The sequence below is a fragment of the Spirosoma sp. SC4-14 genome, assembly GCF_037201965.1.
Lineage (GTDB): Bacteria > Bacteroidota > Bacteroidia > Cytophagales > Spirosomataceae > Spirosoma.
The window spans coordinates 2,601,054-2,613,066 of the sequence record NZ_CP147518.1 but is presented as its reverse complement, the minus strand read 5'-3'; the positions used below and the strand labels follow the sequence as shown (position 1 = coordinate 2,613,066).

The 12,013-nt window shown below is 48.8% G+C and carries 13 protein-coding genes; 10 read left to right on the top strand and 3 right to left on the bottom strand.

All coding sequences use genetic code 11. The features are described 5' to 3' along the window. Positions 1 to 258: 258 nt before the first annotated feature. Together WBJ53_RS10580 and WBJ53_RS10575 are read left to right on the top strand one after the other, a co-directional pair. On the top strand, positions 259 to 372 hold the full coding sequence (locus tag WBJ53_RS10580) for a hypothetical protein (protein WP_338876078.1): 114 nt from the start codon (positions 259 to 261) through the stop codon (positions 370 to 372). Positions 373 to 395: 23 nt separating this feature from the next. Next, positions 396 to 596, top strand: a complete 201-nt coding sequence (locus tag WBJ53_RS10575) for a hypothetical protein (protein ID WP_338876077.1) — start codon at positions 396 to 398, stop codon at positions 594 to 596. 134 nt (positions 597 to 730) lie between these two features. On the opposite strand, the gene WBJ53_RS10570 is transcribed toward WBJ53_RS10575, so the two are convergent. Next, a complete protein-coding gene (locus tag WBJ53_RS10570) occupies positions 731 to 1,177 on the bottom strand; it encodes a helix-turn-helix domain-containing protein (protein ID WP_338876076.1) in 447 nt (148 codons plus the stop codon). 102 nt (positions 1,178 to 1,279) lie between these two features. Here WBJ53_RS10570 and WBJ53_RS10565 point away from each other — a divergent pair, with 102 nt between their 5' ends. The 8 genes from WBJ53_RS10565 (at position 1,280) to WBJ53_RS10530 (ending at position 9,186) form a co-directional block, all read left to right on the top strand. Beyond that, the gene (locus WBJ53_RS10565) at positions 1,280 to 2,128 is read left to right on the top strand and encodes an SDR family oxidoreductase (RefSeq protein WP_338876075.1); all 849 of its coding nucleotides are present in this window, start codon (positions 1,280 to 1,282) and stop codon (positions 2,126 to 2,128) included. Between the two features lie 169 nt (positions 2,129 to 2,297). Further along, positions 2,298 to 3,869: an amidase gene (locus WBJ53_RS10560; protein WP_338876074.1), complete on the top strand. Its 1,572-nt coding sequence runs from the start codon at positions 2,298 to 2,300 to the stop codon at positions 3,867 to 3,869. A gap of 79 nt (positions 3,870 to 3,948) precedes the next feature. Continuing rightward, complete coding sequence (locus WBJ53_RS10555) at positions 3,949 to 6,159, top strand: penicillin acylase family protein (RefSeq protein WP_338876073.1); 2,211 nt, start codon at positions 3,949 to 3,951, stop codon at positions 6,157 to 6,159. A gap of 153 nt (positions 6,160 to 6,312) precedes the next feature. Beyond that, entirely contained in the window at positions 6,313 to 6,615 is a 303-nt protein-coding gene (locus WBJ53_RS10550) for a DUF1330 domain-containing protein (protein WP_338876072.1), read from the top strand. Positions 6,616 to 6,708: 93 nt separating this feature from the next. Further along, positions 6,709 to 7,158, top strand: coding sequence for a hypothetical protein (locus WBJ53_RS10545; protein ID WP_338876071.1), 450 nt, complete (start codon positions 6,709 to 6,711; stop codon positions 7,156 to 7,158). Between the two features lie 6 nt (positions 7,159 to 7,164). Further along, positions 7,165 to 7,617, top strand: coding sequence for a DinB family protein (locus WBJ53_RS10540; RefSeq protein WP_338876070.1), 453 nt, complete (start codon positions 7,165 to 7,167; stop codon positions 7,615 to 7,617). A gap of 24 nt (positions 7,618 to 7,641) precedes the next feature. Beyond that, positions 7,642 to 8,748, top strand: a complete 1,107-nt coding sequence (ugpC, locus tag WBJ53_RS10535; protein ID WP_338876068.1) for a sn-glycerol-3-phosphate ABC transporter ATP-binding protein UgpC — start codon at positions 7,642 to 7,644, stop codon at positions 8,746 to 8,748. 21 nt (positions 8,749 to 8,769) lie between these two features. Next, entirely contained in the window at positions 8,770 to 9,186 is a 417-nt protein-coding gene (locus WBJ53_RS10530) for a DoxX family protein (RefSeq protein WP_338876067.1), read from the top strand. 79 nt (positions 9,187 to 9,265) lie between these two features. Here WBJ53_RS10530 and WBJ53_RS10525 read toward each other — a convergent pair whose 3' ends face one another. Beyond that, the gene (locus tag WBJ53_RS10525) at positions 9,266 to 9,838 is read right to left on the bottom strand and encodes a DUF2911 domain-containing protein (protein WP_338877179.1); all 573 of its coding nucleotides are present in this window, start codon (positions 9,836 to 9,838) and stop codon (positions 9,266 to 9,268) included. Positions 9,839 to 10,044: 206 nt separating this feature from the next. Continuing rightward, a complete protein-coding gene (glmS, locus tag WBJ53_RS10520; protein ID WP_338876066.1) occupies positions 10,045 to 11,883 on the bottom strand; it encodes a glutamine--fructose-6-phosphate transaminase (isomerizing) in 1,839 nt (612 codons plus the stop codon). Between the last annotated feature and the right edge of the window lie 130 nt (positions 11,884 to 12,013).

The window sequence follows — 12,013 nt, the reverse complement described above, 5'->3', positions numbered from 1 at the left end:
TGGTTTATGTTTTATCCCCAAACCGACATCATTAGTATGGTTGTCTGTTGGAAATTGGGGAGGTAAATATAAACAACAAACGTCTGATTTCAAAGCAGTAAGCGTGCCAAAACGAGCCAGCTTATCGATTTACTTATTTTTTAATTCTGGCCTGCGAACGCGTGTTCCTTCCGGCACACATGCTCGCCCGTTTTCTTGTTTCATAGCTGTTTTTCGTCCAAGAATCGCGGTTCCGGAATTTGTGGGTGAAAAACAGCTATGAAACAAGAAAACCGAACCAATATGCTTTGGGTATCGGAAGGATTTACGGTTTATTTCGAATACCTGATTCTGCACAGAGCCGGACTTATGACCGAAACTGAACTAATTTAGCCATCGACACAACGCTCCGCGAAATGCCCGCTGCCTGGACGGGTTTAAACCTTCAGCCAAAAGCAGATAGCCTGCTCATTTCGAGCATCGACTGGGAATCACCAGCCTGGAAAGCCGGAATCCGTAGTGGCGCCGTACTGCCAAAAGTCAATGATCTGCCCGCTACGTTGGCTGCCATGAAAGCCTCCAGACCCGATGAAACCCTGAAACTGCTCGTTTATTAAGGTGGACAAACCGAAGAAAAAACAATTGTCCCGACAAAGAAATCGGAACGGAGTTTCCAGATCACCCGCCTTCCAAACCCCAATAAACGCCAGGCCGCTATTCTGGAAAGCTGGCTAAATCGAAACTAACACAGCTACAACTCTGCCATCACAACATTACGCTCGCGGGTGTCATAACGCTCGCGGGCCTGTATAATCTGTTGGCTGTGGTTGCTGGCCCAATCGCCCAGCTCGATAATCTGCACCAGTAAACTACGACCCAGATCGGTCAGTTCGTATTCGACGCGGGGCGGAATTTCGGCATAGACCCGGCGTTTCACCAGCCCGTCGCGTTCGAGGGTTCGAAGCGTTACGGTAAGCATCCGTTGCGATACACCATCGATTCGTTTCTTCAGTTCGTTGAAACGAAGGGTTCCGGCATCGCCCAGATGAATGATCGATAAAGTTGACCATTTATCGCTAAACCGATCCAGAATATTTCGAATTGGACAGGACGACAGCAACGGCCCGGTTCTTTTCAAAATATTTTGCAATTTTTTTTGCAGATCATCCTGCTGATTATCAACAATAGTTCTGTCCATGTTCCTGACTTACAAATAAATGCCTTCTTGTGTATACTTTAGTTACTAAATACTTTTGAGTTACCAAAAGTAACTAAGACACAAATATAACCAGCACACACAATGATTGCAATAACTGGCGCTTCTGGCCATCTGGGAAAAGCCACGCTCGAATTTTTAGTAACCCAAACCAGCCCCGAAACGCTGGTTGCTCTTGTTAGAGATCCCGAAAAAGTCACCGACCTTTCTGCCAAAGGCATTCAGGTTCGAAAAGGTGATTATGACGACTCTGCCACACTGGTTTCCAGTCTGGCCGGGGTTGATAAATTAGTCCTTATTTCTGGTTCTACCATTGGTGAAGAACGCATTCGTCAGCATACTACCGTTATCGAGGCTGCTAAAGAAGCCGGGGTTAAGCACGTTTTCTATACCAGTTCGCCGAGTCCATCGGCCAATGCGCTGTTTGGAGCTGCTATTGACCATTTTCATACCGAAAATGTGCTGAAAGAGTCTGGGCTAACGTATACCATTTTCCGCAACAATCTCTATCTGGATATTTTGCCGATGGTTATTGGCGATGCGGCACAATCGGGTAAGCTCTACTATCCGGCCGGTGATGGTAAGGTTAGTTTTGTGCTTCGTGCCGACATTGCCGAAGGTCTCGCCAAAGCATTGACTACCGACGGTCATGAGAACCAGGTCTATGAGATTGGCGCGCCTACGGCCTGGTCTTTTGGCGACATTGCCGAAGCATTGAGCCACAACGGCAAACCGGTGGCGTACATCGATATTCCAAACAGTGCGTATGAAGCCGAATTGCTCAAACATCTGCCTGCTCCTATCGCCACGCTCTATGCGGGCATGGCCGAAGGCATGAAGCAGAATGATTTCAACAAGCCCGATATAACGCTGGAAAAGCTGTTGGGCCGAACGCCGGTTAGTTTGGGAGAATTCCTGAAAAATCTGGCCTAGATCTTAGTCATTGGTCATTAGAATGATGTTTTCTAATGACCAATGACCAAGAATTTCATAAAGCCTTCTTTCAGCCTTATAAACACGAACTTAATCTCCGATTAATTGCCCTAAAAAATCTGGAAAGCGTATTTTTGCCATACGATCATCTGTTTCATCAACAAATCGCATGGCAAAACTATTGCGTTTTCTTTCTCTATTTCACTTTGTTGTTTCCATTCTGTGGCTATCGTCGGTGGAAGCGCAACCTAAGCCGTCAAAAGCCCCTGCGTTCAATCTAATTGACGCAACGATCAGCGATATACATCGGGCCTTTCGGGCTGGTTCACTAACCAGCGAACAGTTAGTGAATGCTTATCTGAACCGCATTCGGGCGTACGATCAGCCCAAAAAACTCAATTCGATCATTATTATCAATCCAGAAGCCATCGCTACGGCCCGGCAACTGGATGCCGAATTTCGAAGAACCGGCAATCTTCGGCCACTCCACGGCATACCGGTTATTGTCAAGGATAATTACAACACCAGCAACCTGCAAACAACCGGAGGTTCGATAGCCCTGAAAGGTTTTCAACCTACAGAAGATGCTTATCAGGTTCGTAAACTCCGCGAAGCAGGCGCTATTGTACTGGCCAAATCGAACATGGCCGAATGGGCCTTTACGCCCATGCATACCCAAAGTTCAATAGCGGGCGAAACACTCAATCCCTATAATCTGGCCTATGTTCCGGCCGGATCGAGTGGCGGCACGGCTGCGGCAGTGGCTGCTAATCTGGGAGCGGTTGGATTAGGCTCTGATACGGGCAATTCCATTCGTGGTCCATCGTCGCATAATGCGCTGGTTGGTTTTCGAACATCACTTGGCTTAGTTAGTCGATACGGTATTATTCCGCTCTATTCGCGCAATGATGTTGGCGGCCCCATGTGCCGAACCGTTGACGATGCCGTCCGTCTGCTTGAGGTTACGGCCGGTTATGACCCGCATGATCCCATTACGCAAAATAGCCAGGGCAAGGTTCCTAAAAACTACAGGCAATTTCTGCGGAAAGATGGGTTGAAGGGCGCTCGTATCGGTGTATTGCGGCAACTGACTGAGAAAAACATTCATCCTGAAATCAAACAGCTTTTCGAGCAGGCCATCGCCAACCTGACTCGGATGGGTGCTCAGGTAGTTGATGTCACGATTCCTGATTTCGATTCGCTACGTGCCAACCAGTCGTGTGCTGAGTTTAGAACCGATATTGAAAACTACCTCCAGACATTTGTTAAACGAGATACCCTGAAAACGCTGGAAGACATTATTCGGGTTGGTGGCTATTCGGCTATTGTGCGCGATCGGCTGACCTATCAGCAAACGCATCAGGGTCGGGCCAGGCATCCCGAAATTCCCTGTGGCGATCCTTTTACCGATCCATTGCGAATCGCTTATCGAAAAGCAGTAGAAACCGCAATGGCCCAGCAGCATGTCGATGCCCTGATTTATCCAAGCTGGAATTACCCACCGGCTCTGGTGGGCGATGCCAAAGGCTACAAAGGTGATAACAGTCAGTTGATTGCCCCCGCAACCGGCCAGCCCGCCTTCACGATTCCAATGGGATTTACGACCAGCAACTTGCCCGCCGGACTTCAGTTTCTGGGACGCATGTTTGATGAACCAACCCTAATCCGGCTAACGTATGCCTATGAACAGGGAACGCATCATCGGATTCCTCCGCAACAATTTCCGGCTCTTGGTCAGTAAATTGGGTTAATCCGTTTTTTTTACCCTCTTTTCGCGTAGTATTATGGTTCCGTCAAACTCACTCCATCATCGATCCTGCATGAATCACTTCTGGTTGCTATCCGTTTTCTCTTTCGCCTTTGTTACTGCTGCGTTTTCGTCGCTGACAGCCACAGGCCAACCCTTTAACAAAAGTGAAATAGCCCGTTGGCAGCAACAAGCTAAACAAATTACCATCACGCGCGACACTTGGGGAGTGCCACACATCTATGGCAAAACTGATGCCGATGCCGTTTTTGGCGTTTTATATACCCAGTGCGAAGATGACTTTGCCCGCGTTGAGGAAAATTACCTCGACGCCATTGGTCGACTGGCCGAAGTTGACGGCGAAGCGGCTCTTTACCACGATTTGCGGGCGCGGTTGTTTATGGATACAACGCAGGCATTGGCGGTCTATAAAAAAAGTCCGGTTTGGATGAAAAAACTGCTGGATGCCTTTGCCGATGGCGCCAATTATTACCTCTACACGCACCCAAACGTGAAGCCCCGGCTCCTGAACCGGTTTCGACCCTGGATGCCTTTGATGTTCAGCGAGGGGAGTATTGGCGGCAACATTAGCGTTGTATCGACCGATCGGTTAAAGGATTTTTATGAGAAACGTAAAACGTCCTGGCTCTACGATTTCGACAAGTTTGAGCGCGAGCCGGTAGGCTCCAATGGTTTTGCCATTGCCCCTTCTAAAAGTGCAACCAAACATGCGCTCCTGCTCATCAATCCACATACCTCGTTCTACTTTCGGTCTGAAGTGCATCTGATTAGCCAGGAAGGGCTAAATGCCTATGGGGCGGTTACCTGGGGTCAGTTTTTCATTTATCAGGGTTTCAACGAAAATTGCGGCTGGATGCATACCTCCAGCGGTGCCGATTCGATGGATGAGTACCTGGAAACCATCGAGAAAAAAGGCAACAACTACTACTATCGCTACGGCAACGAATGGAAACCTGTTCGGACCCAGAAAGTGCGGCTTCCCTACAAAGTAGGCAACGATATTCAGTACAAAGAGCTTACAATGTACTTTACGCAACATGGCCCCGTGGTTGGTCAGAAAGGCGATAAGTGGGTAACCGTCAGCATGATGAACACGCCTTTGAATGCGCTGGAGCAATCGTATCTGCGCACCAAAGCCAAAGGCTATGAGAGTTACAAAGAGGTGATGAAGCTGAACGGCAATGCCTCCAACAACACCGTCTTTGCCGACCGCAATGGAACAATCGCTTACTGGCATGGCAATTTCATGCCTAAACGCGACCCACAATTCGACTGGCGCCAGCCCGTAGATGGCAGCAATCCCAAAACCGATTGGAAAGGTTTACACGCGGTGGAGGAACTGGTTCAGGTGCGTAACCCAGCCAGTGGATGGATTCAGAACTGTAATTCAACGCCCTTTACGGTTTCGGGCAATAGCAGCCCCGATAAGAGCAAATACCCGGCCTATATGGCTCCCGACGCCGAAAACTACCGGGGCATCAACGCGGTGCGCGTATTGTCGCAGAAATCTATTTTTACGCTTGATACGCTCATAGCAGCCGCCGACGATCCACATCTGGCGGCCTTCGACGACCTGCTCCCCTCCCTCCTCTCGGCCTACAAAACCGTATCGGGCGAAGAAGCCAATAAAACTGCCGATTTACGGGAAGCCATTCAGGTACTGGAAAGCTGGGACAAGAATTACGGCGTTTCGTCGGTTGGTACGGCGCTGGCTATTTTCTGGGGCGAAAAAATTCAGAAGTTGGCTCGCAGCCGCGTTCCGGCCGACCAGCGTCTCGACTACCTGACACTGACCGAGTTTACCATTAGTAATACAACGGCTCAGGAAAAAATTGACGCGCTGAAAGAAACCCTCTCGGAACTAACGCGCGATTTTGGCACCTGGAACACCCCCTGGGGTGGCATTAACCGTTATCAGCGGCTCACGGGCAACATCCAGGAAGCCTTCGACGACAATCAGCCGAGTATTCCGGTTGGGTTTACGCCGTCGGCCTGGGGGTCGCTGGCAGCTTTTGGTGCCCGAACGGCGCCCAATACCAAAAAGCGGTATGGCTATGTGGGCAATAGTTTTGTGGCGGTTGTCGAGTTTGGTCCTAAAGTAAAAGCGCGTTCGGTCGTGACGGGCGGTCAAAGCAGCCAACCCGGAACGCAGCATTTTACGGATCAGGCTCCGCTGTTCTGCGCTGGTAAATTCAAAGATGTCTGGTTTTATCCTGAAGACGTGAAACAACACGTAGAAAAAACGTACCATCCGGGCGAGTAACAACTGGCGATTTTCACCTTTTTTTCTGCTCATACGCCATACAATCGCGTATGAGCATGGCTCGCGTCTGTGACGCATCGTTAGCCTTATAAACACGAACCTCGGCCATACGCGATACAATCGCGGACGAGCGCCATCATTAACAATAAAACTATGATCTATTTCACTCAACTGATCTATATCAACGAAGGGCAGGAAGACATTTTCCATCAATTTGAAGAGGTTGCTATTCCGTTGATCGGGAAATATAATGGACGTTTGCTAGCCCGAATCCGTCCTACCGACGAATCGGTTATTGAACACCAGATCGAAAAACCCTACGAAATTCACCTTGTCGAATTCGACAATGAGCAGGACTTTCATGCCTTTAGCCGCGACGAAAGCCGTAAGCAGTTCCTACACTTAAAAGAACAGTCGGTTAAAGAGTCTATTCTGATTCAGGGCATCAGGCTTTAAGCGTTCGCAGCTTAAAGCCTATAGCTTCCTGGCGTTACTTCCGTTAACTTGCCAAGCAGTAGCCCTGTGTGGGCATTAGGCTATTCCAAAACGATGACGACCAAAACCTTACTTACTCTAGCAGCATCTACGTTTACATTCTGGGCTTGTGAGACAAAAAAAACAGATACTCCCCTTGTTGGTACCTGGGAATTAGTATCGGCCACAACGATCGAGAACGATTCCAGTTTTTCGACGTTCGACCCCACTCACAAAATGATCAAGATCATTAATCCCACCCATTTTGCCTTTCTGAATCATGCCATCAGTCCCAAAGATTCAGCCAGCAACGAATTTTCGGGGGGCGGTGGCAACTATACGCTGGTCGATAGCACTTACACCGAGCATCTGGATTACTACATCGACAAAGCCTGGGAGAATCATACCTTTGACTTTGTGGTCAATATTAAAGGCGATACGCTCACGCAGAAAGGTGTTGAAAAACTCGAAAAACTGGGCATCGACCGGATCATTATCGAAAAATACAAGCGCATCAAAAACTAGTCCCTAATGCAAAAAGAAATTTTGCTGGAAATTCTGACCCAGAATCAAACGACCTGTTCAACGGTTTTCCATAAAATTACACCCCAAAATGCAGCCTTTCGACTAAACGAACAGGCTGCATCCGCTGGCTTCATCTACCGCCATATCGGTGAAACGATCAACCTGTTCGGCTTATTTTTTGGCATACCGACAACCATCCAGAATACAACGATGGGCAAATCCGACAATGGGCAGGGGCGCGATATTGAAGCCAGTCGCCTGCTGATTGAGCAGGGCTTTGACTGGCTTCGGCAATATATTGAAACGACACCCGATTCGGCCTGGCTCGACCCGATCGATACCCCATTTTTCGGCACCGTTTCGCGAGCCCGGCTCTTTTCTCACATTCTATCCCATAATTCACATCATGCCGGGCAACTTGCGCTGACGCTGAATCGGGGAAGCACTGTATCGGAGTAATTTGCTTCAAATGAATCCCTATCTATGGCAACAGTAGAAATCCGTAACCTTATCAAGCAATACCCCGGCGCTACTCAGGCTGCCATTCCTAATGCAAACCTTACTATTGACGATCAGTCATTTGTTGTATTGGTAGGCCCATCGGGTTGTGGCAAATCGACCCTTCTGCGTATGATTGCGGGTCTGGAAGATATTTCGGGTGGGGAGTTGCTCATTGATGGAAAACGGGTTAATGACCTTTCGCCCAAAGACCGCGACATTGCGATGGTTTTCCAGAACTACGCGCTCTATCCGCACATGAGCGTATACGAAAACATGGCATTTGGGCTAAAGCTTCGCAAGTTTTCCAAAGTTGAAATTGAGACGCGGGTTCGGGCCGCTGCCGATATTCTGGATATGAACGAGCTGCTGGATCGCAAGCCTAAAGCCATGTCGGGAGGGCAACGGCAACGAGTGGCCATTGGTCGGGCCATCGTTCGCGAACCAAAGGTATTTCTGTTCGATGAACCGTTGTCGAACCTCGATGCCAAACTGCGGGTACAGATGCGGGTCGAAATTAAACGGCTTCACCAGCGACTCAAGGCTACAATGGTCTATGTTACCCACGACCAGATCGAAGCCATGACAATGGGCGACAAAATTGTAGTCATGAAGGCAGGCGTCATTCAGCAGGTCGATTCGCCCATGAACCTCTATCACCAACCGGCTAATTTGTTCGTTGCAGGCTTTATTGGGAGCCCATCCATGAACTTTAGTAGAGGCAGGCTGGTCGGCGAAAGGGGTGGCTTACGGTTCGTTAACTCCGCCTTTAATTTCCAGCTTCCGACGGATAAGGCCGATGCGCTGAAAACTCATAGCGGCAATGAGGTAATTTTAGGCTTCCGGCCCGAAAGCATCTGCGACGTTCGATTCGCCAATGAGAAAGTACTAACCGAACCGCAACGAATTACAGTCGACGTAACCGAACCAATTGGTAGCGAAACCTTTGTTTATTTCACGCATACCGACCAAACCGCCTGCATGCGTGTATCGTCGGATATTGGGTACGCTCCTGGCGAAGGTATTGAGGTTGGTTTTGATAGCGACCGGCTCTATTTCTTTGATCCGCAAACCGAGCAGCGCTTGTTTTAAACAGAATTCCCTCCGTACTTTATGATGAACTTCTTTACTGCAGCAGGCCTTTTCCGGGAAAGTGGCCTGACTCTCATTCGAATCGTTCTTGGAATATTTCTGATCTATCATGGCTGGGAAGTGTTCGACCCGGCCCAGATGAAAGAATATGCAGCCTGGGACACCTTCCGGCAATCGGCTTCACCTTTGTTTATGGTTTATCTCGGCAAAGGGTCCGAATTTGTGTCGGGCCTATTGCTTCTGGTGGGGTTTCTAACCCGAATTGGTTGCCTCATTGTTATCGGAACCATGCTCTACATTGTCTTTTTCATTGGGCATGGAAAAATTTTCTACGAAGATCAGCACCCATTTCTGTTTGCATTGCTGGCCCTGGTCTTCTTCTTCTACGGACCAGGCCCCTGGAGCCTCGATGCTCTGTTTTGGAAAAACAACCGTTGATGTAACGAAACCACAGAGTGGCCGTTCTGACTTTTCGGCAAAAAAGTCAGAACGGCCACTCTGTGAGCTAATCAATTCATTATAACGCAATTGGAACGACAACCACGGTTGTGTCCCAGCCCATATACATAACTGCGTTTTTGGCGTCCTTTTTCGCAAACTGAATCGAGAAATTTTCAATCTCGCTATCGGCTTTCTGAACCGGTACGTTCACCCGGGCCACATCCAGTGCTTCATTATAGCTATAAGCGCCCCACTGATCCAGATCAGAACTCAGGATGATTGTCCACTCCTTTTCGTTCGGGATAGCCAGCAAGGCATAGTTACCGGCCGGTATTTTTTTACCACCGATGGTAACGTCCTGATAAAATTTTACCTCAGGCGCTTCATTCGCCCCAACCCGCCAGACTTTTCCATAAGGTACCAGTTTCCCAAAAACTTCCCGTCCGTTTTTAGCCGGTCGGGTATAGGTGATCCGAACCATAGCCTTGTCAGTACCAATTTTGGCAGGCGCAAATTTACGGTCGTGCGCATAATCGTCGGGATAATAGGCCATATCCATCGGCGATTTATCGAGTCCCCGAAAGGTTTGAGCCGAAGCCGCAAGAACCGTAAAACACAGTAATCCGAACAAAAGACTAGTTTTTTTCATCATGCTCATCAATGCAAAGTCAATCCAGGTGAATAACGTATCCTTGCAATATACTTCACCCATACGTTTTCTGGACACTACAGGAAATACAATACTCAAAAATCTGCCATTTATTGCTCTGTTAGCCCTTGCCGGAGATGCCAGGTATACTAAAAGGTGCGATGAAAGAGACTATCATCGCACCTTTTAGTATACCTGACCGATACCTACTCCACGGTCACTGACTTGGCCAGATTTCGCGGCTGATCGACATTTCGACCACGCATAACGGCAATGTCGTAGGCCAGTAACTGTAGTGGGACAACCGAAACCAAGGGCATCAAAACTTCATGAACTTTCGGAATTTCGATCGTAAAATCAACCATCGATGGCAGATGTGTGTCGCCCTCGGTAGTTATGGCAATGACCCGTCCTTTGCGGGCTTTAACTTCCTGAATGTTTGAAACAACTTTCTCGTAGGAACTGTCGTTGGTAGCAATCACCACTACGGGCATATCTTCGTCGATCAGCGCAATCGGGCCATGTTTCATTTCGGCGGCCGGATAGCCTTCGGCATGAATGTAGCTGATCTCTTTCAGCTTCAGCGCTCCTTCCAGAGCTACCGGAAAGTTAAGACCACGGCCGAGGTAGATAAAATTACGGGCATAGGTGAAAATGTAAGCGATTTCCTTAATCTTATCGGCTGCCTGCAATACTTTCTCCACCTTCGCCGGAATGCTTTCCATTTCGGCCAGTAGCAGCCGAAACAGCGAGTCAGAAATGGTACCTTTCCGCTTAGCAGCCGCCAGCGCCATCAGGGTCAACACCGTTACCTGTGCCGTAAAAGCTTTCGTACTGGCTACGCCAATTTCGGGTCCGGCGTGCGTATAGGCACCCGCATCGGTTGCCCGTGCGATGGACGACCCAACTACGTTGCAGACCCCGAAAATGGTGGCCCCTTTCGATTTTGCCAGCTCAATAGCCGCCAGCGTATCGGCTGTTTCGCCCGATTGCGAAATGGCAATCACAATATCACCTTCTTTAATGATCGGGTTTCGGTAGCGAAACTCCGATGCATATTCCACTTCAACCGGAATTCGGGCCAGCTCTTCAAAAATATACTCGGCAACCAGCCCGGCATGCCACGACGTACCACAACCAACAATAACGATCCGTTTCGATTTTGCCAGTTTATCCAGGTAGTCGCGCAAACCACCGAGTTGAACCATTCCCTCGTCGGCCTGCACACGGCCGCGCATGGAATCGGCAATAGAACGCGGCTGCTCAAAAATTTCCTTGAGCATGAAGTGATCGAAGCCTCCTTTTTCAATAGCTTCCAGTTCCAGTTCCACCTTCTGAACATAGGGCGTTGTCGTCGTATTATCGAGCGTTACAACCTTGATGGCACCATCGCGAATGACTGCAACTTCGTAATCGTTCAGGTAAATAACATCTTTGGTATACTCAACAATGGGGGTGGCATCCGAAGCCAGGAAAAACTCGTTTTCGCCTACGCCAATAACCAATGGCGAGCCTTTCCGGGCCGCAATTAGCTGAGTTGGGTCTGTTTCGCTCATGACCACAATAGCATAGGCTCCAACCACCTCCTGCAAGGCCAGCCGAACGGCCTCTTCGAGCGTTCCGCCCTGGTTCTCCCAGATGTCTTCGATGAACTGACCCAGCACTTCAGTATCGGTTTCGCTGGAAAATGTGTGGCCTTTTTTCAGCAGTGTCTGCTTAATGGCTGCATAGTTTTCAATGATACCGTTATGAATGATGGCCAGTTTGCGGTGAAACGAATAATGCGGGTGAGCATTTACGTCGTTGGGCTCGCCGTGCGTGGCCCATCGGGTATGCCCCATACCAATTGTTGCATGAACGTCTTTGCCTGATAACTCCTGTTCTAATGCCGCAACTTTTCCCTTTTTCTTGTATATCCGCAACCCCTGCCCGTTCATAAGGGCAACACCCGCGCTATCATAGCCCCGGTATTCGAGCCGTTTAAGTCCTTTTATCACTAATGGGCATGCTTCCCGATACCCAACGTATGCTACAATGCCACACATAATTCCGTTCTCTGTTTACAATTTTGGTGTTATTCCGACTGTCGGTGAGTAATGAACAGGGGCAAAGTAAAGCCAAAAGCCGGAATGTCCGGCTTTTGATGGCATGAGATTTATTTTATTACCCGTATAA